Origin of the sequence: Streptomyces sp. NPDC058469, assembly GCF_042721125.1 — a bacterium.
GTDB lineage: Bacteria > Actinomycetota > Actinomycetes > Streptomycetales > Streptomycetaceae > Streptomyces.
Genome location: NZ_JBHXME010000168.1, coordinates 1 through 24,013 on the forward strand (window position 1 = coordinate 1; position 24,013 = coordinate 24,013).

At 70.3% G+C, this 24,013-nt stretch carries 19 protein-coding genes and 1 pseudogene; 9 read left to right on the forward strand and 11 right to left on the reverse strand.

The genetic code is table 11. The annotated features are described in order from the left end of the window. Window positions 1–160: 160 nt before the first annotated feature. The gene (locus ACFWP5_RS43300) at window positions 161–1,066 is read right to left on the reverse strand and encodes an SDR family oxidoreductase (protein ID WP_384170137.1); all 906 of its coding nucleotides are present in this window, start codon (window positions 1,064–1,066) and stop codon (window positions 161–163) included. A gap of 63 nt (window positions 1,067–1,129) precedes the next feature. Continuing rightward, window positions 1,130–1,903, reverse strand: coding sequence for an SDR family oxidoreductase (locus ACFWP5_RS43305; protein ID WP_384170139.1), 774 nt, complete (start codon window positions 1,901–1,903; stop codon window positions 1,130–1,132). Window positions 1,904–1,988: 85 nt separating this feature from the next. On the opposite strand from ACFWP5_RS43305, the gene ACFWP5_RS43310 reads away from it, so the two are divergent. Genes ACFWP5_RS43310 through ACFWP5_RS43325 form a run of 4 tightly spaced genes read left to right on the forward strand, consistent with a single transcriptional unit; the run spans window position 1,989 to window position 5,466 of the window. After that, entirely contained in the window at window positions 1,989–2,837 is an 849-nt protein-coding gene (locus tag ACFWP5_RS43310) for an enoyl-CoA hydratase family protein (RefSeq protein ID WP_384170141.1), read from the forward strand. Beyond that, on the forward strand, window positions 2,838–3,686 hold the full coding sequence (locus ACFWP5_RS43315) for a CoA transferase subunit A (RefSeq protein ID WP_384170143.1): 849 nt from the start codon (window positions 2,838–2,840) through the stop codon (window positions 3,684–3,686). It abuts the gene before it with no gap. After that, window positions 3,686–4,414: a CoA-transferase subunit beta gene (locus tag ACFWP5_RS43320; RefSeq protein WP_384170146.1), complete on the forward strand. Its 729-nt coding sequence runs from the start codon at window positions 3,686–3,688 to the stop codon at window positions 4,412–4,414. The genes ACFWP5_RS43315 and ACFWP5_RS43320 overlap by 1 nt, the downstream gene beginning before the upstream one ends. Continuing rightward, the gene (locus ACFWP5_RS43325) at window positions 4,414–5,466 is read left to right on the forward strand and encodes an NAD(P)H-dependent flavin oxidoreductase (protein WP_384170148.1); all 1,053 of its coding nucleotides are present in this window, start codon (window positions 4,414–4,416) and stop codon (window positions 5,464–5,466) included. Before ACFWP5_RS43320 ends, ACFWP5_RS43325 begins: the two co-directional genes overlap by 1 nt. A 172-nt stretch (window positions 5,467–5,638) precedes the next feature. On the opposite strand, the gene ACFWP5_RS43330 is transcribed toward ACFWP5_RS43325, so the two are convergent. The 3 genes from ACFWP5_RS43330 to ACFWP5_RS43340 form a co-directional block, all read right to left on the reverse strand. Further along, window positions 5,639–6,796, reverse strand: coding sequence for an acetyl-CoA C-acetyltransferase (locus ACFWP5_RS43330; RefSeq protein ID WP_384170150.1), 1,158 nt, complete (start codon window positions 6,794–6,796; stop codon window positions 5,639–5,641). 51 nt (window positions 6,797–6,847) lie between these two features. After that, window positions 6,848–7,459, reverse strand: coding sequence for a TetR/AcrR family transcriptional regulator (locus tag ACFWP5_RS43335; RefSeq protein ID WP_384170152.1), 612 nt, complete (start codon window positions 7,457–7,459; stop codon window positions 6,848–6,850). 99 nt (window positions 7,460–7,558) lie between these two features. Next, a complete protein-coding gene (locus ACFWP5_RS43340; protein ID WP_384170154.1) occupies window positions 7,559–8,347 on the reverse strand; it encodes an SDR family oxidoreductase in 789 nt (262 codons plus the stop codon). Window positions 8,348–8,419: 72 nt separating this feature from the next. On the opposite strand from ACFWP5_RS43340, the gene ACFWP5_RS43345 reads away from it, so the two are divergent. Together ACFWP5_RS43345 and ACFWP5_RS43350 are read left to right on the forward strand one after the other, a co-directional pair. Beyond that, the gene (locus tag ACFWP5_RS43345) at window positions 8,420–9,559 is read left to right on the forward strand and encodes an acyl-CoA dehydrogenase family protein (protein WP_384170156.1); all 1,140 of its coding nucleotides are present in this window, start codon (window positions 8,420–8,422) and stop codon (window positions 9,557–9,559) included. Further along, entirely contained in the window at window positions 9,559–10,572 is a 1,014-nt protein-coding gene (locus ACFWP5_RS43350) for an acyl-CoA dehydrogenase family protein (protein WP_384170159.1), read from the forward strand. Before ACFWP5_RS43345 ends, ACFWP5_RS43350 begins: the two co-directional genes overlap by 1 nt. Here the strand turns inward: ACFWP5_RS43350 and ACFWP5_RS43355 are convergent. From ACFWP5_RS43355 to ACFWP5_RS43365, 3 genes are read right to left on the reverse strand one after another with little or no spacing between them, the layout of a single operon-like run. Continuing rightward, window positions 10,547–12,196, reverse strand: a complete 1,650-nt coding sequence (locus ACFWP5_RS43355; RefSeq protein ID WP_384170161.1) for a cytochrome bc complex cytochrome b subunit — start codon at window positions 12,194–12,196, stop codon at window positions 10,547–10,549. The two genes, ACFWP5_RS43350 and ACFWP5_RS43355, sit on opposite strands and share 26 nt — an antisense overlap. A gap of 53 nt (window positions 12,197–12,249) precedes the next feature. Further along, a complete protein-coding gene (locus tag ACFWP5_RS43360; protein ID WP_384170163.1) occupies window positions 12,250–12,816 on the reverse strand; it encodes a HutD family protein in 567 nt (188 codons plus the stop codon). After that, a complete protein-coding gene (locus ACFWP5_RS43365; RefSeq protein WP_384170165.1) occupies window positions 12,813–13,532 on the reverse strand; it encodes a vWA domain-containing protein in 720 nt (239 codons plus the stop codon). Before ACFWP5_RS43365 ends, ACFWP5_RS43360 begins: the two co-directional genes overlap by 4 nt. Before the next feature lie 150 nt (window positions 13,533–13,682). Here ACFWP5_RS43365 and ACFWP5_RS43370 point away from each other — a divergent pair, with 150 nt between their 5' ends. After that, window positions 13,683–14,537, forward strand: a complete 855-nt coding sequence (locus ACFWP5_RS43370) for a chitosanase (protein ID WP_384170168.1) — start codon at window positions 13,683–13,685, stop codon at window positions 14,535–14,537. A gap of 173 nt (window positions 14,538–14,710) precedes the next feature. Here the strand turns inward: ACFWP5_RS43370 and ACFWP5_RS43375 are convergent, their stop codons facing one another. From ACFWP5_RS43375 to ACFWP5_RS43385, 3 genes are all read right to left on the reverse strand, one after another. Beyond that, entirely contained in the window at window positions 14,711–16,174 is a 1,464-nt protein-coding gene (locus ACFWP5_RS43375; RefSeq protein ID WP_384170170.1) for a glutamate synthase subunit beta, read from the reverse strand. Then, window positions 16,167–20,762, reverse strand: a complete 4,596-nt coding sequence (gltB, locus tag ACFWP5_RS43380; RefSeq protein WP_384170172.1) for a glutamate synthase large subunit — start codon at window positions 20,760–20,762, stop codon at window positions 16,167–16,169. The genes ACFWP5_RS43375 and gltB overlap by 8 nt, the downstream gene beginning before the upstream one ends. A 395-nt stretch (window positions 20,763–21,157) precedes the next feature. Further along, window positions 21,158–21,889: a VIT1/CCC1 transporter family protein gene (locus ACFWP5_RS43385; RefSeq protein WP_384170174.1), complete on the reverse strand. Its 732-nt coding sequence runs from the start codon at window positions 21,887–21,889 to the stop codon at window positions 21,158–21,160. A gap of 315 nt (window positions 21,890–22,204) precedes the next feature. Between ACFWP5_RS43385 and ACFWP5_RS43390 the strand changes: the two genes are divergently transcribed. Together ACFWP5_RS43390 and ACFWP5_RS43395 are read left to right on the forward strand one after the other, a co-directional pair. Beyond that, the gene (locus ACFWP5_RS43390) at window positions 22,205–23,305 is read left to right on the forward strand and encodes an ADP-ribosylglycohydrolase family protein (RefSeq protein ID WP_384170176.1); all 1,101 of its coding nucleotides are present in this window, start codon (window positions 22,205–22,207) and stop codon (window positions 23,303–23,305) included. Further along, a pseudogene (locus ACFWP5_RS43395) lies at window positions 23,302–24,013 on the forward strand (ADP-ribosylglycohydrolase family protein); the annotation flags it as partial. The gene ACFWP5_RS43390 and the pseudogene ACFWP5_RS43395, both read left to right, overlap by 4 nt.

Genomic DNA, 24,013 nt, shown 5'->3' on the forward strand with positions numbered 1-24,013 from the left:
CCCCTGGGGACTCCGCCCCCAGACCCCCGACCTATGCCCACCCACCACCCGACTCGGTCGGCCGAGAAAGTGGACCCACAAAGGCAGACTCGGTGGCCGAGAAGTAGGCCAGTCCAAGCAGACTCGGTGCGCCGAGAAGTCGACGCACACCACCCTCCGCCTACGCCCCGTACACCACCCCCGGAATCCCCGCCTCCGCCAACAACTTCAGCACCGTCTCCCCCGCCTCCCCAACACCCCACCGCGCCCCCTTGTCCACACTGGGCCCCGCCCTCCACCCCTCCATCACGGTGATCCGCCCGCCCTCGGCCTCGAACACCCGCCCGGTAACCCCCGCACTCGCGCCGGACCCCAACCACACCACCAGCGGCGACACATTCTCCGGCGCCATCACGTCGAACCCGGAGTCGGGCGCGGCCATCGTCTCCGCGAAGGTGTGTTCCGTCATACGGGTCCGCGCCGCGGGGGCGATCGCGTTGACCTGGACGCCGTAGCGGGCCAGTTCGGCCGCCGCGACGAGGGTGAGGCCGACGATGCCGGCTTTGGCGGCGCTGTAGTTGCCCTGCCCGAGCGAGCCCAACAACCCTGCTCCGCTGCTGGTGTTGATGATCCGGGCGACCGGCGTGCGGCCTGCCTTGGTCTCCGCCCGCCAGTGCGCTGCGGCGTGTTTCAGGGGCAGGAAGTGGCCCTTCAGGTGGACGCGCATCACCGCGTCCCAGTCGTCCTCGTCAAGGTTGACGAGCATCCGGTCGCGCAGGTAACCCGCGTTGTTGACAAGGGTGTCGAGCCGGTCGTAGGTCTCCAGCGCGGTCGCGACCAGGGACGCGGCACCGGCGGCCGTGGCGATGTCGCCGCCGTGGGTCACCGCCTCGCCGCCCGCCGCGCGGATCTCGGCGACGACCTGCGCGGCCGGGCTGTCGGGGTCCGGGGTGCCGTCGAGGCCGACGCCGAGGTCGTTGACGACGACCCGGGCGCCCTCGGCGGCGAAGGCGAGGGCGTGGGCGCGGCCGAGCCCGCGACCCGCGCCGGTGACGACGACGACCCGCCCGTCGCAGATTCCGCTCATCTCTCTCAACTCACCTCTCCGGTCATCCCCTGTGTCATCACATGCCTCATCTGAGGTCTCATCTCAGGTCTCTTTGTTGGCAGTTGCCGCGTCCAGGAAGGCCGGCCGCTCCCCGCCCCCGTGGACGAGGAGGCTCGCGCCGCTGATGTAGGCGGCGGCGTCGGAGGCGAGGAAGACCGCCGCCGCGCCGATGTCGGAGGGGTCGGCGAGGCGGCCGAGCGGGACGGTCCGGGAGACGGCGTCGATGGCGTCCTCGCCGCCGTAGTGGAGGTGGGACAGCTCCGTGCGGACCATGCCGACGACGAGTGTGTTGACGCGGATGTCCGGCGCCCACTCCACCGCCATCGAACGTGCCAGGTTCTCCAGGCCGGCCTTGGCCGCCCCGTACGCCGCCGAACCGGGCGAGGGGCGGCTGCCGCTGACGCTGCCGATCATCACGACCGAGCCCTTGGCCCGCTTGAGGTGCTCGTACGCGGCGAGGGACGCGGTGAGCGGTGCGAGGAGGTTCAACTCGATGATCCGCGCGTGGCGTTCGGCCTCCGCGTCGATCAGCGGGCGGTACGGCGCGCCGCCCGCGTTGTTGACGAGCACGTCGAGCCGGGGCAGCGCGTCGAAGAACTCCCGTACGGCGTCCGGGTCGCGCAGATCGAGGGGCCTGAACTCGGTTCCGTTGACCGGGTCTTCGGGCGGCCTGCGCGCGCAGGTCAGCACCTCGGCACCGGCCTCGGCGAAGGCCCGCGCGATACCGGCGCCGACGCCTCGGGTGCCGCCGGTGACGAGGACGGTGCGGCCGCGCAATGGGCGGTCGGGCGAGTTGTCCACAGGGGGGTTGTCCACAGGGCCTCCCGCTCGGATTCTCCGGCTGCTAGCTTCGAAGCCTCACACCTAACAAATGTTTGGTGGAAAGGTAGCTGATGCGTCCATGGGTGTCTCCACCTCCTCCCCGGAAACCTCGGAAAGCTCGGCAAGTTCGGGAAGTTCGGGAAGCTCGGGAAGCTCGGGGAATTCCGCTGCGGGCAAGGGAGTTGCCGTCATCACGGTCGACTATCCGCCGGTGAACGCGCTGCCGGTGGACGGCTGGTTCGCCCTGGCCGACGCCGTGCGCGCGGCCGGGCGTGACCCCGCCGTGCGCTGCGTCGTGCTGGCGGCCGAGGGGCGGGGTTTCAACGCGGGCGTGGACATCAAGGAGATACAGGCGCGGGGGCAGTCGGCCCTGGTCGGGGTGAACCGGGGCTGTTTCGAGGCGTTCGCGGCGGTGTACGAGTGCGAGGTGCCCGTCGTGGCGGCCGTGCAGGGCTTCTGTCTGGGCGGGGGCATCGGTCTGGTCGGCAACGCGGACGTGATCGTGGCGAGCGAGGACGCCACCTTCGGCCTGCCCGAGCTGGACCGGGGCGCGCTGGGCGCCGCCACGCATCTGGCCCGGCTGGTCCCCCAGCATCTGATGCGCGCCCTGTACTACACCTCGCGCACGGCGACGGCGGCCGAGCTGCACGCGCACGGCTCGGTGTGGCGCGTCGTACCACGCGCCGAACTCCTGCCCGCCGCCCTGGAGTTGGCGGCCGAGATAGCCGCCAAGGACGGCGAGCTGATCCGCCTCGCCAAGTCCGCGATCAACGGCATCGACCCCGTCGACGTCCGCCGCAGCTACCGCTTCGAGCAGGGCTTCACCTTCGAGGCCAACGTCAGCGGGGTGGCCGACCGGGTCCGCGACACCTTCGGAAAACCCGAAGAGACCAGAGAGACCGAACGGTCCGCAAGAGAGGGGGCGTAGGTGAGCGACAAGACGATGACGGCCGACGAGGTCGTCTCCCGGCTGCACAGCGGCATGACCCTCGGCATCGGCGGCTGGGGCTCGCGCCGCAAACCCATGGCCCTGGTGCGGGCCCTGCTCCGCTCGGACATCACCGACCTCACCGTCGTCTCCTACGGCGGCCCGGACGTCGGCATGCTCGCGGCGGCCGGCCGCATCCGCAAGCTGGTGGCCGCGTTCGTCACGCTCGACTCGGTCCCCCTCGAACCGCACTACCGCGCGGCACGCGAGAGCGGGGCGTTCGAGCTGATGGAGATCGACGAGGCGATGTTCATGTGGGGCCTGCGTGGCGCCGCGAACCGGCTGCCGTTCCTGCCGGTGCGTGCGGGGATCGGCTCGGACGTGATGCGGGTCAACCCCGGGTTGCGGACGGTCACTTCACCGTACGAGGACGGGGAGACGTTCGTCGCGATGCCCGCGCTGCGGCTGGACGCGGCCCTGGTGCACGTCAACCGCGCCGACCGGTTGGGCAACGGGCAGTACCTGGGCCCGGACCCGTACTTCGACGACCTGTTCTGCGAGGCGGCGGACGCCGCCTATGTCTCCTGCGAACGGATCGTGGACACGGCCGAGTTGACGAAGGAGGCACCGCCGCAGTCCCTGCTCGTCAAGCGGCTGAGCGTGACCGGAGTCGTCGAGGCCCCCGGCGGCGCCCACTTCACGTCGTGCGCTCCCGACTACGGCAGGGACGAGGACTTCCAGCGGCTGTACGCGAGCACCCCCTGGGCGGAGTTCTCCGAGCGGTTCCTGGCCGGTGACGAACAGGCCTACGGGTCCGTGGTGCGGAACTGGCAGGAGGAGCAGGGGTGATGGACGTACTGCGTTCCGAGTACTGCGTGATCGCCTGCGCGGAGGCCTGGCGTGACGCCGGGGAGATCCTGGCCAGCCCGATGGGCCTGATCCCGTCCGTGGGCGCTCGGCTGGCCCGGCTCACCTTCGCGCCGGACCTGTTGCTGACCGACGGCGAGGCGATGATCGTCCGTCCGGACGGGACGCCGGAGGGCTGGTTGCCGTACCGGCAGCATCTGGCACTGGTGTCGAGCGGGCGGCGGCACGTGATGATGGGCGCGAGCCAGATCGACCGGTACGGCAACCAGAACATCTCGTGCATCGGCGACTGGGCGCGGCCGAAGCGGCAGTTGCTCGGGGTGCGCGGGGCGCCGATCAACACGCTGAACAATCCCACGAGTTACTGGATACCTCGACACTCCCCGCGGGTGTTCGTGGAGAAGGTCGACATGGTGTGCGGGGTGGGGTACGACCGGGTCGCCGAGCATCCGGGGACGGCCCGCTTCCACCGTATCCCCCGGGTCGTCTCCGACCTCGGTGTCTTCGACTTCGCGACCCCCGACCACTCGATGAGGCTGGCCTCGCTGCATCCGGGAGTGAGTGCGGAGCGGGTGCGGGAGGCGACGGGGTTCGCGCTGGCGGTCCCGGACGAGGTGCCGTACACGCGCGAGCCGACCGAGGAGGAGCTGCGGCTGATCCGTGAGGTGATCGACCCGGCCGACGCCCGTCTCAGGGAGGTGAGTTCGTGATGGAGACCGCGCTGACCCGGCTGGTCGGGGTCCGGCATCCGATCGTGCAGACGGGCATGGGGTGGGTGGCGGGACCCCGCCTGGTGTCGGCCACGGCGAACGCGGGCGCGCTGGGCATCCTGGCCTCCGCGACCATGACCACCGACCGGCTCCGGGACGCGATCCGCGAGGTCAAGTCCCGTACGCGGGAGCCGTTCGGGGTGAATCTGCGCGCCGACGCGGCCGACGCCGGCGACCGGGTGCGGATCATGATCGAGGAGGGCGTGCGGGTCGCGTCCTTCGCGCTCGCACCGTCCGCCGAGTTGATCGCCGAGCTGAAGGAGGCGGGCGTCGTCGTGATCCCGTCGATCGGGGCGCGGCGGCACGCGGAGAAGGTCGCGGCGTGGGGCGCGGACGCGGTGATCGTGCAGGGCGGGGAGGGCGGCGGGCACACCGGGGAGGTGGCGACGACGGTGTTGTTGCCCCAGGTCGTGGACGCGGTGGACATACCGGTCGTGGCGGCCGGCGGCTTCTTCGACGGGCGGGGACTGGTCGCCGCGCTGGCCTACGGGGCGGCGGGTGTCGCCATGGGCACCCGTTTCCTCCTCACCTCGGACTCGACGGTCCCGGACGCGGTGAAGGCGGCCTATCTGGCGGCGACGGTCAAGGACGTCACGGTCACAAGGGCGGTCGACGGCCTCCCGCACCGCATGCTCCGTACGGAACTGGTCGACACCTTGGAGAACTCCGGCCGTGCGAGAACCCTGTTCCAGGCGGTACGCCGGGCGGCGGGCTTCCGCCGACTGTCCGGCCTGACCTGGCGGCGGATGATCCGCGACGGCCTCGCCATGAAGCACGGCAAGGAGCTGACCTGGAGCCAGGTCCTCCTCGCCGCGAACACGCCGATGCTGCTCAAGGCGTCGATGGTGGACGGGCGGACGGACCTCGGGGTGATGGCCTCCGGGCAGGTCGCCGGGGTGATCGAGGATCTGCCGTCGTGTGCGGAGCTGGTACGGCGGGTGATGAAGGAGGCCGACGAGGTGTTGTGGACGCTGGTCCGGGCCGACGCCTGAACTCCGAGGTCAGGGGTCAGGGGTCAGCGGTCAGCGGTCAGCGGTCAGCGGTCAGCGGTCAGCGGTCAGCCAGGTAGGACGCGGCCCGGCCCGATCAGAGCCGTTCAACGAACCTCGAATCGCCCCGCTCCTGCCTCTGCCCCTGCCCCTGCCCCTGCCCCTGCCCCTGCCATCAGAGCCGTTCGATGATCGTCACGTTGGCCTGGCCGCCGCCCTCGCACATGGTCTGGAGGCCGAACCGGCCGCCGGTGCGCTCCAGTTCGTGCAGGAGGGTGGTCATGAGTTTGACGCCGGTCGCGCCGAGGGGATGGCCGAGGGCGATCGCGCCGCCGTTGACGTTCACCTTCTCCGGGTCGGCGCCCGTCTCCTTCAGCCAGGCCAGGACGACGGGCGCGAAGGCCTCGTTGATCTCGACGAGGTCGATCGCGTCGATGGAGAGGCCGGTCTTCTTCAGGGCGTGGGCGGTGGCCGGGATGGGGGCCGAGAGCATGCGGATCGGGTCCTCGCCCCGGACCGAGAGGTGGTGGACGCGGGCGCGTGGGCGCAGGCCGTGTTCGCGTACCGCCCGTTCCGAGGCGAGCAGCATCGCCGCCGCGCCGTCGGAGACCTGGGAGGAGCAGGCGGCGGTGATGGTGCCGCCGTCGACGACGGGCTTCAGGCCGGCCATCTTCTCCAGCGAGGTGTCCCGTCGCGGCCCCTCGTCGACCGTGACCGCGCCGTACGCCACCGTCTCCCGTTCGAAGCGGCCCTCGTCGATGGCGCGCAGGGCCCGCCGGTGCGAGCGGAGCGCGAACTCCTCCTGGTCCTGCCTGCTGATCCCCCACTTCGCGGCGATCATCTCGGCCCCGGCGAACTGGTTCACCGGCCGCGTCCCGTACCGCGCGCGCCAGCCCTCGCTGCCCGCGAAGGGGCCGTCCGTGAGGCCGAGCGGTTCGGCGGCCTGGCGGGACGCGAAGGCGATGGGGATCAGCGACATGTTCTGGACGCCACCGGCGACGACCAGGTCCTGGGTGCCGGACAGTACGCCCTGCGCCGCGAAGTGCACGGCCTGCTGCGAGGACCCGCACTGCCGGTCCACGGTCACGCCCGGTACCTCCTCGGGCAGCCCGGCCGCCAGCCAGGCGGTCCGCGCGATGTCCCCGGCCTGCGGCCCGACCGCGTCCAGGCACCCGAAGACGACGTCCTCGACGGCGGCGGGATCGATCCCCGAGCGCGCGACCAGTTCCTTGAGCACATGCGCCCCGAGGTCGGCCGGATGCACCCCGCTCAGCCCTCCCCCGCGCCGCCCGACGGGTGTACGGACCGCTTCGACGATGTAGGCCTCGGCCATGTCAACTCCCTTACAGAAAGGGGCACTTAACGGAAAGGGGCACTTGAGGAACTATTCGCGTACGGCGATCCCGTCGAGGACCATCGACAGGTACTGCCGGGCGATCTCCTCGGCGCTGTGCTGTCCGCCCGGCCGGTACCAGGACGCGGCGACCCACACCGTGTCCCGGACGAACCGGTAGGTGAGCCGGACGTCGAGGTCGGCCCGGAAGACCTGGGCGGCGACCCCGCGCTCCAGCGTGGACAGCCACGCCTTCTCGAACTTGCGCTGCGACTCGGCGAGGAACGCGAACCGCTCCTGCGCGACCAGTTGCTTGCTCTCCTTCTGGTAGATCGCGACGGCGGCACGGTGCCGGTCGATCTCCCGGAACGACTCGGTGACCAGGGCCCGCAGCGTCTCGCGCGGTCCCAACTCGGCGTCCAGGACGGTGTCGTAGCCGCCCCACAGCTCGTCGAGGAAGGTCCGCAGGATCTCCTCCAGCATCGATTCCTTGGAGTCGAAGTGGTAGTAGAGGCTGCCCGCGAGCATGCCCGCGTGGTCGGCGATCTTCCGCACGGTGGTGGCGTTGTACCCCTGCTCGGCGAAGACCTCGGCCGCCGTGTCGAGGAGTTCACGACGGCGGGCCGGAGCGGCGGTCACCGGGGGCTTCTTCTTGGTCGGCACAGGACCATTGTCGTGCCCCGGCCCGAACCTCTCGTGCGGCCCCTCGCGCATCCCGCCGTGCGGCCCCTCGCGCGTCCCTCCGTACGACCCCTCGCGCCGCTACGCATGCTGGCTGCTCACAGCGACGACCTCGCCGGTCATGTACGAGGAGTAGTCCGAGGCCAGGAACACGATCACGTTGGCCACCTCCCAGGGCTCCGCGTACCGCCCGAAGGCCTCGCGCGCGGTGAGTTCGGCCAGCAACTCCGGTGTCGTCACCTTCACCAGGTGCGGGTGCATGGCGAGGCTCGGCGAGACCGCGTTGACCCGCACCCCGTACTCGGCGGCCTCGATCGCCGCGCACCGGGTCAGCGCCATCACGCCGGCCTTGGCCGCCGCGTAGTGCGCCTGCCCGGCCTGGGCGCGCCAGCCGACGACGGAGGCGTTGTTGACGATCACCCCGCCGCCGCTCTCGCGCATCGCGCGCAGGGCCGCCCGGGTGCAGCGGAAGGTGCCGTTCAAGGTCACGTCCAGCACCTTCGACCAGTGCTCGTCGGTCATGTCGACGAGGTCCGAAGTCCCGCCCAGACCAGCGTTGTTGACGACGATGTCCAGCCGTCCGTGCGCCGAGACGGCCGCGTCGAACAACGCCCGCACTTGCCCCTCGTCGGTGACATCGCACGGCAGCGCGGCCACCGACTCCGCGCCGAACTCCCCGGCCAACTCGGCCTCGTACTCCTTGAGTCGCCGCGCGTGCGCGTCGCTGATCAGCACGCGAGCGCCCTCCTGGAGGAAGCGGCGCGCGGTGGCTCCGCCGATGCCCGCGCCGGCGGCGGCGGTGACGACGGCGGTGCGCCCCTTCAGCAGCCCGTGCCCGGGGACGTATGCCGGACTCTCGACGCCTGTCATGGGCCCACGCTAACCTACCAAACACTTGTTAGGGAAGAACCGCCAAAGACTCTTGGGGAAGGACTGCCGCCGATGGACCTCGACTTCACGCCCGACCAGGAGGCGTTCCGCGTCGAGGCCCGCGCCTGGCTGCGCGCGCACGTGCCGGCCGTGCCCCTCCCCTCCCTCGAAACCGAGGAGGGCTTCGCCGCGCATCGCGGCTGGGAGGCCCAACTCGCCGCGGACCGTTGGTCGGTGGTGTCCTGGCCGGAGGAGTACGGCGGCCGGGGCGTGGACATCGTGCGGTGGCTGGTCTTCGAGGAGGAGTACTACGCGGCGGGCGCGCCGGGCCGGGTCGGCCAGAACGGCATCAACCTGCTCGCCCCGACGCTCTTCGACCACGGCACTCGGGAGCAACGGGCGCGTGTGCTGCCGTCGATGGCGACCGGTGAGGTGGTGTGGGCGCAGGCGTGGTCGGAGCCGGAGGCGGGTTCCGACCTGGCGTCCCTCACCTCACGGGCGGTGCGCACAGGCGGGGGCTGGCTGTTGAGCGGGCAGAAGACGTGGTCGTCGCGCGCGGCCTTCGCGGACCGCGCGTTCGGCCTGTTCCGCAGCGAGCCGGACACCCCGAAACCCCACCAGGGCCTGACCTACCTGATGTTCGACCTGCGCGCGCCCGGCGTCACGGTCCGCCCGATCGGCCGCCTCGACGGCAGACCGGCCTTCGCGGAGCTGTTCCTGGACGAGGTGTTCGTCCCCGACGAGGACGTGATCGGCGAGCCGGGCCAGGGCTGGCGGGTCGCCATGTCGACCGCGGGCAACGAACGCGGCCTCACCCTCCGCTCCCCCGGCCGCTTCCTCGCGTCCGCCGACCGCCTCCTCAACCTCTGGCGGGAGCAGGGCAGTTCGCAGACGGTACGGGACCAGGTGGCCGACGCCGTGATCGGCGCCCGCGCCTACCAGCTCTTCACCTACGCCAACGCCTCCCGTTTCCTCGACGGCGAGTCCATCGGCCCGGAGTCCAGCCTGAACAAGGTCTTCTGGTCCGAGTACGACATCGCCCTGCACGAGACGGCCCTGGACCTGCTGGGCGAGGAGGGCGAGTTGGCGGACACCGACTGGGCCGAGGGGTATGTCTTCTCCCTCGCGGGCCCCATCTACGCCGGTACGAACGAGATCCAGCGCGACATCATCGCCGAGCGCCTGCTCGGCCTGCCGAAGGGACGCCGCTGATGCGCTTCCTCCTCGACCCCGAACAGCGGGCGTTCGCCGACTCGTTGAACGCGATGCTGACGGCGGCGGACACGCCCTCGGTCGTACGGTCCTGGAGTCGCGGGGAGCATGCGAGTGGGCGCGCGTTGTGGCGCCGGGTCGCGGGGGCGGGGGTGTTCGCGCTGGCGGTGCCGGAGGCGTACGAGGGGCTGGGGCTCCGGCCGGTCGAACTCGCCGTGGCGTTCGTGGAGTTGGGGCGGCACGCGGTTCCGGGGCCGCTGGTGGAGACGGTGGCGACAGCCGCCCTGCTCACCGCGCTGGACGACTCGGGCCCGGCCAAACGGCTGTTGCCGCCGCTGGCCTCCGGCGAGTCCACGGCGACGCTCACGACGGGGCGGTACGCGCTGGACGCGGACGTGGCGGACGTACAACTGACAATGTCGGAGGCCGAGTTGCGGCTCGCTCCCCCGCCCGGCCACGCACCCTCGACGGCCGGTCCGCACGCGTCCCTCGACCCCGCCCGACGCCTCTTCCCCACCCCCACCGGCGGTGAACTGCTCGCCGCAGGCCCGCACCTGACCGCCGCTCTCGCCCACGCCCTCACCTGGGCCCGCCTCGCAACCGCCGCCCAAGCCCTCGGTGTCGGGCTCGCGCTGCTCGACGGAACCGTCGCCTACGTCAAGCAGCGCACCCAATTCGGTGTCCCCATAGGCTCGTTCCAAGCGGTGAAGCATCAACTGGCCGATGCGAAGATCGCGTTGGAGTTCGCGCGTCCGCTGCTCTTCGGCGCCGCGCTCACCATGGACCCTGCCGACGTGGCGGCCGCGAAGGTCACCGCGTGCGAGGCGGCGTACCAGACCGCCCGTACGGCGCTTCAACTGCACGGTGCCATCGGCTACACCGCCGAGTACGACCTGTCGCTGTGGCTGACCAAGGCCCGTGCCCTGCGCGCCGCTTGGGGCAGCCCGAGCGAGTGCAGGGCGACCGTGCTCGCTGTTCCCGGTGACGTCAGTGGTGGTGGTCGCCGCTCGTGAGTTCCTTGTACTCCTCCGGCGTCGGCTTCGGGATGTGTGCCTCGGATCCGAACATCGCCTTGGCGAGCCGGGCCCGTACCCGTTGCCCGCCCTTGACCTGCCGCTCGACGCCGTTCGCGTCGACGAGGGGTCCGATCGCGTACGGCGGCTCCTGTTCGTGCTGGGTGAGCCGGAACCGCTCGTCCGGGGTGAGGGGTTCGTGGACCTCGACGTACTCGCCGTGCGGCAGCATCTTGATGAGGCCGGACTCGCGGCCGTGCAACACCTTGTCCCGGTCCCGGCGTTGGAGTCCGAGGCAGACGCGTTTGGTGATCAGGAACGCGACGACGGGCATGACGAAGAAGGAGATCCGTACGAACCAGGTGATCGCGTTGATCGACAGATTCAGGTGTGTGGCCACGACGTCGTTGCCGCCGCCGATCAGCAGCACCGCGTACAGACTCAGCCAGGCCACCCCGAGCCCGGTGCGCACGGGCATGTTGCGCGGCCGGTCCAGGATGTGGTGTTCGCGTTTGTCGCCAGTGATCCAGGCCTCGATGAACGGGTAGGCGCCGATGGCGGCCAGGATCAGCGGGAACAGCGTGAAGGGGATGAAGACGCCCAACTCCAGTGTGTGGCCCCAGGCGTTGAGCTCCCATCCCGGCATCACCCGGATCAGTCCCTCGGAGAAGCCGAGATACCAGTCGGGCTGGGCGCCGGTCGTCACCAGGTCCGGCCGGTACGGCCCGAAGGCCCACACGGGGTTGATGCTGGCGATCCCGCCCATGATCGCGAGGACGCCGAAGACGAGGAAGAAGAAGCCGCCCGCCTTGGCCATGTAGACGGGCAGGAAGGGCATGCCGACCACGCTCTTCTGGTCCCGTCCGGCGCCGGGGTACTGCGTGTGCTTGTGGTAGAAGACCAGGATCAGGTGCGCGACCACCAGGCCCAGCATGATCCCCGGCAGCAGCAGGACATGGATCGGGAAGAGCCGCGAGATGATGTCGTGCCCCGGGAACTCCCCGCCGAACAGGAACATCGACATGTACGTGCCGACGATCGGCACGGACAGGATCGCGCCGTCCGCGAAGCGGATGCCGGTGCCGGACAGCAGGTCGTCGGGGAGCGAGTAGCCGGTCAGCCCGGTGATGATGCCGAGGAACAACAGGGTCCAGCCGAACACCCAGTTGAGCTCGCGCGGCTTGCGGAACGCGCCGGTGAAGAACACCCGCATCATGTGGATGAGCATGCCGGCGATGAACACCACGGCCGCCCAGTGGTGGATCTGCCGGATCAGCAGCCCGCCGCGCACGTCGAAGCTGATGTCGAGCGTGGACTCGAACGCCCGGGTCATCGGGATGCCGTTCAACGGCGCGTACGAGCCGTGGTAGATGACCTCGACGCCGCTCGGCTCGAAGAACAGGGTGAGATAGACGCCGGTGAGGATCAGGATGATGAAGCTGTAGAGGCAGATCTCGCCCAGCATGAAGGACCAGTGGTCCGGGAAGACCTTGCGCATGTTGGCCTTGGCCAGCCCGTACAGCCCGAGCCGCCCGTCCGCCCAGTCGGCGAGCTTCTCCCCTTTGCCGGCCTCGCCCGGCCGCCGGGCACCCACTGCTCCGTTCACCGATCGTGCGCCGTCCATACGTTGGCCGCCCTCCCCCTCGGATCACCCCACAGGGTGTCACGAGGTCCCGGCTAAGCCAACGGTGCGACAGCAGGCAACGGCAGCCCGATCACCGCGGCACGACCCCAGGCGTGCAGAACGGCCTCGTCGCCCAACCGCACGGCGTCGTACGGCCCGAGGGTCAGTCCGGCCACCTCGGCGGTCCCGTCGAGTGCCACGACCAGCGTGCCCGCACCCAGGCGCAGCCGCCCCCGGACGACAGCCACCGTGGGAACAGGAGCCGTAGGGACCGCGCCCCTGCGCCACATCACGTTGAGGTTGACGACGGGGCCGTCCAGCAGTCGGCATTCGGTCGGTACGTCGCCTCTGAAGTCCCGTGGTTCGTAAGGGGTGTTGACCAGCCACTGTTCGCCGCCCACGGTGAGGTCCATGCCGGCGCCCTCGACCACGGTCAGGGTCCGGTCGACGTCGGGGAAGGCCGAGAACGGCCCGTCCGCCGCGACCTCGGCCAGGCTCACCCGCCACACGAAGTCGCCCATGTCCGCGCCCTCGGGCCAGGCGGCGATCTCGCGTGTCACACCGCCACCGTTCTTCCAGGGCACGGCGGTTCGCGTCGAGGCGGGCAGGGCGCGGATCACTGGACGATCCCCCGCTCCCGTGCCGTCGACAGCCACTGCGGGAATTCGCCCACCAGCCGGTCGTAGAGCTCCGTGTCGGACATCTTCAATGGGTCCGAACCGGCGTGGAAGAAGCCCGCGTTGTCGACCGCCCGCTTCTGCGGCACCGCCAACTCGTCGAGTCTGTGCAGGAATTCGAACTGCTTGCTCTTCGCGTCGCCGAACCCGATGAACTGCCAGAACAGCGGGAGCTTCGCCGCCTTGCACACGTAGCGTTCCGCGGCGAGCTTGTTGATCGGGCCGCCGTCGGTCTGGAAGACGACGAGGGCGGGGTCCTTGGCGCCGCTGTCGAGATAGTGGTCGATGACGGCGTCCATGGCCAGGTGGTAGCTGGTCTTGCCCATGTGCCCGAGCCCGGCGACGATCCGCTCGATCCGGCCCTCGTGGTCGGCGAGGGCGATGTCCGTGACGGCGTCGACGTCGGTCGAGAAGAAGACGACCGGCACGGTCCCGTCGTCGTCGAGGTGCGCAGAGAGGCCCAACACCCGGTCGGCGAGCGCCTGCACGCTGCCGTCCTTGTAATACGGCTTCATGGAGCCCGAGTAGTCGACCACGAGATAGACAGCGGCCCGCTGCCCGTCCAGGCCGTGCTTGCGGAGCGAGACCCCGGCGCTCTTGTACAGGCTGACCAGCGCGGGTGCGGTCTCCTCGACCTTGCTGAGAGAGATCGCGGCCACAGGGGCTCCTTCGGGTCCGGGACGGGAAGATCGAGGCTACGCCACGGCGTGCCCGTGCCCGGCTTCTGCTCCAGCTGGACACCGAGGGTCTCGGTCAAGGTCTCCCAAGTAGCGAGAAAAGGGACGTAACACCGACCTACGCTGTGCCGCATGAACCGCGCCGGCGTCCTGATGATCGCCGCCGTACCCGTCGTCCTCGCAGCGACGCTCTACGGCTTCTCGCCCACCGTCCACGACGACCCGCGCCCCGCGCACCCGTCCGCTTCCGCGTCCCCTTCCCCTGCGACCCGGCGCAGAGCACCGGAGGGTCTGGCCGCGCCGGCCATGAAGAACCTCGCACAGGAACTCGTGGCCAGCGCCGAGAACTCGACGCTGAACTGGCGCAGCGCGTACGGCTATGTGCAGGACATCGGCGACGGACAGGGCTACACCGCGGGCATCATCGGCTTCTGCACCGGCACCCACGACCTGCTCGTCCTGGTCGAGCACTACACCGCGGCCCACCCCGACAACGGCCTCGCCCGCTATCTCCCCGCGCTGCGCAAGGTCGACGGCACGGACTCCCACGAGGGCCTGGACCCCGGCTTCCAGGCCGCGTGGCGGGCCGAGGCGGAGGTCCCCGCCTTCCAGGCGACGCAGGACGCGGAGCGCGACCGCATCTACTTCGACCCCTCGGTCAGCACGGCCAAGCGCGACGGCCTGGGCCCGCTCGGCCAGTTCATCTACTACGACGCGATGGTCTTCCACGGCCCCGGCACGGACGGCTTCTACGGCATCCGTGAGCGCGCGATACGGCTGGCCAAGACCCCGGCGGAGGGCGGCTCCGAGACGGCCTACCTCAACACCTTCCTCGACGTGCGCCGCGCCGCCATGCGGGCCAAGCGCCCCGGCATCGACACCTCGCGCATCGACACGGCCCAGCGGAAGTTCCTGGAGGAGGGGAACCTGGAGCTGCGGACGCCGTTGGTGTGGAAGGTGTACGGGGAGACGTACAAGGTGCCGTAGAAGGGCGGGACTTGGGCCCGGACATGCGGCGGCGCCTGCCCATGTCCGGTCGGGGACGAGGCAAGCGCCGTCGGGGGGTCTGGGGGGAGTCCCCCCAGATGACCCGCCCGTACGCCTTTGTACGGGACGTTTTTTGATGAACCGTCAGACCTCGAAGGTCAGACCACGAACCGTCAGACCATCAACGCACGGTCCGTCGGCCGGATCGGCGCCGGCAGTTCGCTGGCGCCCGTCAGGAAGCGGTCGACGCCGCGGGCGGCCGAGCGGCCCTCCGCGATCGCCCACACGATGAGGGACTGGCCGCGGCCCGCGTCCCCGGCGACGAAGACGCCGGGGACGTTGGTCTGGAATTCGTCGTCGCGGGCGATGTTGCCGCGCTCGTCGAGGCCCAGGGCGAACTGGTCGACGAGACCGTTCTCACGGTCGGGGCCGGTGAACCCCATGGCCAGCGTGACCAGTTGGGCGGGGATCTTGCGCTCCGTGCCCGGCTTCTGGGTCAGCTTGCCCGCGACGAACTCGACCTCGACGAGGTGCAGCCACTGGACGTTGCCGTCCTCGTCGCCCTCGAAGTGGGTGGTGTTGACGGAGTAGACCCGCTCACCGCCCTCCTCGTGCGCGGAGGTCACCTTGTAGAGCATCGGGAAGGTCGGCCAGGGCTGCGCGACCGCGTTCCGCTCGTCGCCCGGGCGGGGCATGATCTCCAACTGCGTGACGGAGGCCGCGCCTTGGCGGTGGGCCGTACCGACGCAGTCGGCGCCGGTGTCGCCGCCGCCGATGACGACGACGTGCTTGCCCTGGGCCGAGATCGGGGCGGTGACGTAGTCGCCTTCCTGGACCTTGTTCGAGAGGGGCAGGTACTCCATCGCCTGGTAGACGCCGGTCAACTCCCGTCCGGGGACGGGGAGATCACGGGCGGTGGTGGAGCCGGCGGCGATGACGACCGCGTCGTAGCGCTTGCGCAGGTCGGTGGCCTTGAGGTCGCGGCCGATCTCGATGCCGGTGCGGAAGCGGGTGCCCTCGGCGCGCATCTGCTCTATGCGGCGGTTGATGTGCCGCTTCTCCATCTTGAACTCGGGGATGCCGTACCGGAGAAGGCCCCCGATGCGGTCCGCGCGCTCGTAGACGGCGACGGTGTGGCCCGCCCGGGTGAGCTGCTGGGCGGCGGCGAGGCCCGCCGGGCCCGAGCCGATGACCGCGACGGTCTTGCCGGAGAGGCGCTCGGGGGCCTGCGGGGCGACATCGCCCGTCTCCCACGCCTTGTCGATGATGGAGACCTCGACGTTCTTGATGGTGACCGGCGGCTGGTTGATGCCCAGCACGCAGGCCGCCTCGCACGGCGCGGGGCACAACCGCCCGGTGAACTCGGGGAAGTTGTTCGTCGCGTGGAGGCGCTCGGAGGCGGCCGTCCAGTCCTCGCGGTACGCGTAGTCGTTCCACTCGGGGATGAGGTTCCCCAGCGGACAGCCGTTGTGGCAGAACGGGATGCCGCAGTCCATGCAGCGGCCCGCCTGCTTGCCGATGATCGGCAGCAGCGAACCGGGGACGTAGACCTCGTTCCAGTCCTTCAGACGGACGTCCACGGGGCGGGACTTGGCGACCTCGCGCCCGTGGTTCAGAAAGCCCTTCGGGTCAGCCATTGATCGCCGCCTCCATCATCTTCTCGGTGATCTCGGTCTCGGAGAGACCCGCGAGCTCGGCGGCTTCCTTGGCGGCGAGCACTGCCTTGTACGCACTGGGGATGATCTTGCTGAAGCGGTCCACGGACACGGCCCACTCGGCGAGCAGCTTCTCGGCGACCGTGGAAGCGGTCTCCTCGGCGTGGCGGCGCACCACGCCGTGCAGCCACTGCTTGTCGGTGTCGTCCAACTCCTCGACGGCGCCCGCGTTTCCGACGTTGACGTTGTCGGGGTTCAGGTCGATGACGTAGGCGATGCCGCCGGACATGCCCGCCGCGAAGTTGCGGCCGGTCTCGCCCAGGACGACCGCCCGGCCGCCGGTCATGTACTCGCAGCCGTGGTCGCCCACACCCTCGGAGACCACCGTGGCACCGGAGTTGCGGACACAGAACCGCTCGCCGGTACGACCGCGCAGGAACAGCTCGCCGCCCGTCGCGCCGTAGGCGATGGTGTTGCCCGCGATGGTGGAGAACTCGGCGAGGTGGTCGGCGCCCCGGTCGGGACGGACGATCACCCGGCCGCCCGAAAGGCCCTTGCCCACATAGTCATTGGCGTCGCCCTCCAGGCGCAGCGTGACACCGCGCGGCAGGAAGGCGCCGAAGGACTGGCCCGCGGAACCGGTGAAGGTGATGTCGATCGTGTCGTCGGGCAGGCCCGCGCCGCCGAACTTCTTCGTCACCTCGTGGCCGAGCATGGTGCCGACCGTGCGGTTGATGTTGCGGATCGCGACCTGGGCGCGGACCGGCTGGGCGTCGGTGGCGCTGGACGCGGCCAGCGCGTCGGCGGCGAGCTTGATCAGCTCGTTGTCGAGCGCCTTCTGCAGACCGTGGTCCTGCTGGATGACCTGGTGGAGGGCGGCGCCCTCAGGGAGTTCGGGGACGTAGAAGAGGGGGGCCAGGTCGAGGCCCTGCGCCTTCCAGTGGTCGACGGCGCGCTCGACGTCGAGCGTCCCGGCCTTGCCGACGGCTTCCTCGATGGTGCGGAAGCCCAGCTCGGCGAGGATCTCGCGGACCTCCTCGGCGATGAACCGGAAGAAGTTCACGATGTACTCGGCCTTGCCGGCGAACCGGTCGCGCAGCACCGGGTTCTGCGTGGCGATGCCGACCGGGCAGGTGTCGAGGTGGCAGACGCGCATCATGACGCAGCCGGAGACGACGAGCGGCGCGGTCGCGAAACCGAACTCCTCGGCGCCGAGGAGCGCGGCGATGACGACGTCACGGCCGGTCTTCAGCTGGCCGTCCGTCTGGACGACGATGCGGTCGCGAAGTCCGTTGAGCAGCAAGGTCTGTTGGGTCTCGGCGAGGCCCAACTCCCAAGGTCCACCGGCGTGCTTGAGGGAGGTGAGCGGCGAAGCGCCCGTACCGCCGTCGTGGCCGGAGATGAGGACGACGTCCGCGTGCGCCTTGGACACACCGGCGGCGACCGTGCCGACACCGACCTCGGAGACCAGCTTCACGTGGATCCGCGCCTGCGGGTTCGCGTTCTTCAGGTCGTGGATCAGTTGGGCGAGGTCCTCGATGGAGTAGATGTCGTGGTGCGGCGGCGGGGAGATGAGCCCCACGCCGGGCGTCGAGTGACGCGTCTTCGCGATCCACGGGTAGATCTTGTGGCCGGGCAGCTGGCCGCCCTCGCCGGGCTTGGCGCCCTGGGCCATCTTGATCTGGATGTCGTCCGCGTTGACCAGGTACTCGGAGGTGACGCCGAAGCGGCCGGAGGCCACCTGCTTGATGGCGCTGCGCCGGGCCGGGTCGTAGAGCCGGTCCGCGTCCTCGCCGCCCTCACCGGTGTTGGACTTGCCGCCCAGCTGGTTCATGGCGATGGCGAGCGTCTCGTGCGCCTCCATGGAGATGGAGCCGTACGACATGGCGCCGGTGGAGAAGCGCTTGACGATCTCGGAGACGGGCTCGACCTCGTCGATGGAGATCGACGGGCGGTCCGACTTGAAGCCGAAGAGCCCGCGCAGCGTCATGAGGCGCTCGGACTGCTCGTTCACGCGGTCCGTGTACTTCTTGAAGATGTCGTAGCGGTTGGTGCGCGTCGAGTGCTGGAGGCGGAAGACCGTCTCCGGGTCGAACAGGTGCGGCTCGCCCTCGCGGCGCCACTGGTACTCGCCGCCTATGTCGAGGGCGCGGTGCGCGGGCGCGATGCCGCTCGCGGGGTACGCCTTCGCGTGCCGGGCGGCGACCTCCTTGGCGATGACGTCGATGCCGACGCCGCCGATCTTGGTGGCCGTACCGCTGAAGTAGCTGTTGACGAACTGCTCGTCGAGGCCGACCGCTTCGAAGACCTGGGCGCCCCGGTAGGAGGCGACGGTGGAGATGCCCATCTTGGACATGACCTTGAGGACGCCCTTGCCGAGCGCGTAGATCAGGTTGCGGATGGCCTGCTCGGCCTCGATGTCGGTGAGGAACGTGCCCGCGCGGACGAGGTCCTCGACGGACTCCATCGCCAAGTACGGGTTCACGGCCGCGGCGCCGAACCCGATGAGCAGGGCGACGTGGTGGACCTCGCGGACGTCACCGGCCTCGACCAGCAGGCCCACCTGGGTGCGCTGCTTGGTGCGGATGAGGTGGTGGTGGACGGCGGCGGTGAGCAGCAGCGAGGGGATCGGCGCGTGCTCGGCGTCGGAGTGGCGGTCCGACAGGACGATCAGCCGGGCGCCGTTCTCGATGGCCGCGTCGGCCTCGGTGCAGATCTCCGCGAGGCGGGCGGCGAGGGTGTCGCCGCCACCGGAGACCCGGTACAGGCCGGACAGGGTCGCAGCCTTCATGCCGGGCATGTCGCCGTCGGCGTTGATGTGGATGAGCTTGGCCAGCTCGTCGTTGTCGATCACCGGGAAGGGCAGGGTGACGCTACGACAGGAAGCGGCCGTCGGCTCAAGCAGGTTGCTCGCGGGGCCGAGGGACGAACGCAGGGAGGTCACGAGCTCTTCCCTGATCGCGTCCAGCGGCGGGTTGGTGACCTGCGCGAACAGCTGCGTGAAGTAGTCGAAGAGCAGCCGCGGGCGGGCGGAGAGCGCGGCGATCGGCGAGTCGGTGCCCATCGAACCGATCGGCTCGGCACCGGCCTTGGCCATCGGCGCGAGGATGACGCGCAGCTCTTCCTCGGTGTAGCCGAAGGTCTGCTGGCGGCGGGTGACCGAGGCGTGGGTGTGCACGATGTGCTCACGCTCGGGCAGGTCGGACAGCTCGATCTCGCCGGCTTCCAGCCAGTCGCCGTACGGCTTCTCGGCGGCGAGGCCGGCCTTGATCTCGTCGTCCTCGATGATGCGGTGCTCGGCGGTGTCCACGAGGAACATGCGGCCGGGCTGGAGGCGGCCCTTGCGGACGACCTTCGCGGGGTCGATGTCGAGGACGCCGACCTCGGAGCCGAGGACGACGAGGCCCTCGTCGGTGACCCAGTAGCGGCCGGGGCGCAGGCCGTTGCGGTCGAGGACCGCGCCGACCTGGGTGCCGTCGGTGAAGGTGACGCAGGCCGGGCCGTCCCAGGGTTCCATCATCGTGGCGTGGAACTGGTAGAAGGCGCGGCGGGCCGGGTCCATGGAGTCGTGGTTCTCCCACGCCTCCGGGATCATCATCAGCACGGAGTGCGGCAGCGAACGGCCGCCCAGGTGCAGGAGTTCGAGCACCTCGTCGAAGGACGCGGAGTCGGACGCCTCGGGCGTACAGATCGGGAAGATCCGGTCGATCTTCTCCTGGTCGCCGAACAGGTCGGAGGCGATCTGGGACTCGCGGGCCGCCATCCAGTTGCGGTTGCCCTTGACCGTGTTGATCTCGCCGTTGTGCGCGACGAAGCGGTACGGGTGGGCGAGCGGCCACGACGGGAAGGTGTTCGTGGAGAACCGGGAGTGCACGAGCGAGATCGCGGAGGCGAAGCGGCGGTCGGACAGGTCCGGGAAGAAGGGCTCCAGCTGACCCGTGGTGAGCATGCCCTTGTAGACGATCGTCCGCGCGGACAGCGACGGGAAGTAGACGCCGGCCTCGCGCTCGGCGCGCTTGCGCAGCGCGAAGGCCTTGCGGTCGAGGTCGATGCCCTGGCTCTGCCCGTCGCTCACGAAGAGCTGGCGGAACAGCGGCATGGTCGAACGGGCCGTGGCACCGAGCAGTTCGGGCGCGGTCGGAACCTCGCGCCAGCCCAGAACCGTGAGGCCCTCTTCGGCGGCGATCGTCTCAACCTGTGAGACGGTCGCGTCCGCGACGTCCTCGGGCAGGAAGGCGATGCCGACCGCGTATCCACCGGCGGCGGGCAGGTCGAATCCGGCCACCTCACGGAAGAAGGCGTCCGGCACCTGGGACAGGATGCCCGCGCCGTCTCCGGAGTCGGGCTCGGCACCGGTCGCACCGCGGTGCTCCAGGTTGCGCAGCACTGTGAGCGCCTGCTCGACCAGCGCGTGGCTCGCCTCGCCGGTGAGGGTGGCCACGAAGCCGACGCCACAGGCGTCGTGCTCGTTGCGGGGGTCGTACATACCCTGCGCGGCAGGGCGAGCATCCATGAAGGACCAGTTCTGGCCATTCGCGGTGTGCTGGGACGGCTGGCGCGGCGTACGCATCGGCTCTCCCGTCGTCGTCGTGGCTGGGGGTACCTCCCAGGCCCTTAAGGCCTGGGGGCGCGTGTGCATGGGACGACGTTGGCCCTCTGCGGGTAAGCGCAAAATTTCGTGCAGGTTACATGATGGAACGGTTCTCGGGAACCGGATACTCCGTTCCAGCATGCGGACGCCGAGGGGTCGCGGCGGTGCACCGCACAAGCGGTGAAGGTTAAGGGGACCAAACCGGACAGATCGATGCCCGTCGGTCCAGGGCAGAGGGAGCGTCGTCGCCCATCCCGCGGGTGCGCCACAGGCGTCATTGCCCACAGCGCTTACGGCTCATGCCCGGTGGTTAAGCGTTCGAAACCAGCGAGTAACGGCTACTTATGCGACCAGACGCATAAGTGCGCGTCGAGCTATCCTACGACCGTTCCGAACAGGGTGCCCAGGGCGTACGTCACACCGGCCGCCGCACCACCCAGCGCGAGTTGTCGCAGCCCGCTGAACCACCAGCTCCGCGCGGTCACCCGCGCCACGACGGCACCGCAGCCGAACAGCCCGACGAACGCGAGCAGCAAGGCCGGCCACAGCGCGGTCGCCCCGAGCAGGAACGGCAGTACGGGAAGCAGCGCGCCCAGGGCGAACGCCCCGAAGGACGACACGGCGGCGACGAGCGGCGAGGGCAGATCACCGGGATCGATCCCCAGCTCCTCGCGGGCGTGTATCTCCAGGGCCTGCTCGGGATCGCGCGAAAGCTGCCGGGCGACCTCACGGGCCAGCACCGGCTCGACACCGCGGGACACATACAGGGAGGCGAGCTCCCCTTCCTCGTCCTCCGGGTGCTTGCGCAGCTCGCGCCGCTCGACTTCCAGCTCGGCCTCGACCAGCTCGCGCTGGGAGGCGACGGAGGTGTACTCACCGGCCGCCATCGAGAAGGCACCGGCGGCGAGCCCGGCCAGGCCGGTGATGACGACGGTCTGATGACTGACGGCGCCGCCCACGACACCGGTCATCAGAGCGAGGTTGGAGACGAGACCGTCCATCGCGCCGAACACCGCGGGCCGCAGCCAACCGCCGTTCACATCACGGTGGGTGTGGTTGTCGCGGTGCGCCTCGTGCAGCGTCGCTTCGGTCTCGATGATGGCCATGCGGTGATCCCCCAGGGAGGCTGAAAGGTAGCTGACGGGCAGCTGACGGATAGCTAAGGTGAGGCTAACTTTAGACAAGTTCCACTCTTTGACAACACTCAACATACGCCTTTCATTTCCCGCCCTCCAGCAAGGAAAGGCTGGGCTAACCTGCGGTTTTACGTCGAGATGCTCATCCGTGCCGGACCATGATCAGATGTCGACCGGGTGACGCTGCACTCCGTCAGGCTCTGCCGAAGGCCTCCCGTGGGACACATCCGCAAAGGGTTCCGCGCCCTGAGGCGCCCTGAGGGAACCCCGTAGGAGAGGCCGCGTATGGCATCGATCGCCTGCATTCCCCCGGTCCCGGCGCCCAAGAACGCCACCGAACTCCGCGAACGGGCGCGCGGCGCGCTGCTCGGTCTGGCAGTGGGGGACGCCCTCGGGGCACCGGCGGAGAACATGAAGCCCTCGGAGATCCGCGCCCGTTGGGGCCGCATCACGGGATACGTCGCGGAGAACCCGGCGGGCACGGACGACACGGAGTACGCGATCTTCTCCGGCCTGCTCCTGGCCCGCCACGGCTCGGCCCTCACGCCGACCCACGTGGAGGCGGCGTGGCACGAGTGGATCGCGGACCGCGACGAGGGCCCGTTCCGGGGCGCGGGCTTCAGCGAACGCGGCACTCTGGAGAACCTCCGCCGAGGCCTGGCCGCCCCCATCTCCGCCCAGCACCGCCACGCCTGGAGCGACGGCCTGGCCATGCGGGCGGCCCCCTTCGGCGTCTTCGCGGCGGGCCGCCCGGCGGAAGCGGCCCGTCTCGTCGCGATCGACGGTTCGGTGAGCCACGACGGCGAGGGCATCTACGGCGGCCAGGCGGTCGCGGCGGGAGTGGCGGCGGCGATGGCGGGAGCTGCCACGATCGCGGTGGTCGCATCAGCCCTGGCCGTGGTCCCGGACGACTCCTGGACCGCCCGCTCCCTCCGCCGAGCGGTGGCGGTCGCCCACCGAGGCGAACGAGCGGTCCGCTCCGCGGTGGTCATCGGCGGCTACCCCTGGACCGACCTGGCCCCGGAGGCGGTGGCGTTGGCCTTCGGCGCCTACGCGGCAGCGGACGGCGACTTCGTGGAGTCGGTCCTCACGGCGGTGAACATGGGAAGGGATGCGGACACGACGGCTGCTGTGGCAGGCGCCCTGGCGGGCGCGACCCGGGGCGCGTCCTCGATCCCGTCCGACTGGGCGGCGGCGATCGGTCCCGCGCGGGGGAGTTGCCTACCGGCGATGGCCGGCCACCATGTGCTGGACATCGCGGAGTTGCTGGTTCCGGGGGAGGGCGGGAAGTGGGGTACGGCCACCTCGGTACGGATCGAGGAGTGGCCGGCGCCGGATCCGACGGAGTACGTACTGGCGGCGGACGAGGACGAGGTGCAGCCGTGAGAACCCACAACGAACGAGCAGCCACCAAGGGCGAGTTCGCCCCACCCGCACCACTAGCGGCCACCGACCCCCCTCGCCACCCCAAGCCCCTCCAACCCGCAGCCGCCGACGTCGAATCCGCCCCACAGGGACCACCCGCACCCAACCCACCTCGCCACCCCGAACCCCTCCAACCCGCAGCCGCCGACGTCGACTCCGCCCCACAGGGACCACCCGCACCGAGCCCTCCTCGCCATCCCAACCCCCGTCGCCACCCCAAGCCCCTCCAACCCGCAGCCGCCGACGGCGAGTTCCCCCCACAGGGGCCACCCGCACCCGACGACGAGAGTTGCACGGGTGGTGCGGGTGGGAGCAACAAGGCCGATGGCGGAGCCGAGGCCGTTCACAAGGCCCGCCGTATCGAGGGGCTGCTGCTCGGGCTCGCCGCAGGGGATGCCGCCGGTTGGCCCGCCGCGAGGCACCGCGCCGCCCGCATGCCCGAGTGGACCCGCCGCCTCACCCGCGAGCTGGACACCTTCGCCGAACAGAACGCGACCACCACCCTCCCCGTCCCCATCGCCCTGAACCAACCCCCCGAGCCCCTACGCCTGGGCCCCTCCGACGACGCCGAATGGGCAGCGTTCGCCGCAGAAGCCGTACTGAGAGCCGGCGACGACACAGTCCTCGGCGACCTCAGCAGAGAACGCAGAACCCGAGCCGCGATCGACC

Bases quoted from the DNA above. Each gene is read 5' to 3' on its own strand.
- ACFWP5_RS43300 (WP_384170137.1), bottom strand. From the start codon at position 1,066: ATGAGCGGAATCTGCGACGGGCGGGTCGTCGTCGTCACCGGCGCGGGT.
- ACFWP5_RS43310 (WP_384170141.1), top strand. From the start codon at position 1,989: ATGGGTGTCTCCACCTCCTCCCCGGAAACCTCGGAAAGCTCGGCAAGT.
- ACFWP5_RS43320 (WP_384170146.1), top strand. From the start codon at position 3,686: ATGGACGTACTGCGTTCCGAGTACTGCGTGATCGCCTGCGCGGAGGCC.
- ACFWP5_RS43325 (WP_384170148.1), top strand. From the start codon at position 4,414: ATGGAGACCGCGCTGACCCGGCTGGTCGGGGTCCGGCATCCGATCGTG.
- ACFWP5_RS43330 (WP_384170150.1), bottom strand. From the start codon at position 6,796: ATGGCCGAGGCCTACATCGTCGAAGCGGTCCGTACACCCGTCGGGCGG.
- ACFWP5_RS43340 (WP_384170154.1), bottom strand. From the start codon at position 8,347: ATGACAGGCGTCGAGAGTCCGGCATACGTCCCCGGGCACGGGCTGCTG.
- ACFWP5_RS43345 (WP_384170156.1), top strand. From the start codon at position 8,420: ATGGACCTCGACTTCACGCCCGACCAGGAGGCGTTCCGCGTCGAGGCC.
- ACFWP5_RS43350 (WP_384170159.1), top strand. From the start codon at position 9,559: ATGCGCTTCCTCCTCGACCCCGAACAGCGGGCGTTCGCCGACTCGTTG.
- ACFWP5_RS43355 (WP_384170161.1), bottom strand. From the start codon at position 12,196: ATGGACGGCGCACGATCGGTGAACGGAGCAGTGGGTGCCCGGCGGCCG.
- ACFWP5_RS43370 (WP_384170168.1), top strand. From the start codon at position 13,683: ATGAACCGCGCCGGCGTCCTGATGATCGCCGCCGTACCCGTCGTCCTC.
- ACFWP5_RS43375 (WP_384170170.1), bottom strand. From the start codon at position 16,174: ATGGCTGACCCGAAGGGCTTTCTGAACCACGGGCGCGAGGTCGCCAAG.
- gltB (WP_384170172.1), bottom strand. From the start codon at position 20,762: ATGCGTACGCCGCGCCAGCCGTCCCAGCACACCGCGAATGGCCAGAAC.
- ACFWP5_RS43385 (WP_384170174.1), bottom strand. From the start codon at position 21,889: ATGGCCATCATCGAGACCGAAGCGACGCTGCACGAGGCGCACCGCGAC.
- ACFWP5_RS43390 (WP_384170176.1), top strand. From the start codon at position 22,205: ATGGCATCGATCGCCTGCATTCCCCCGGTCCCGGCGCCCAAGAACGCC.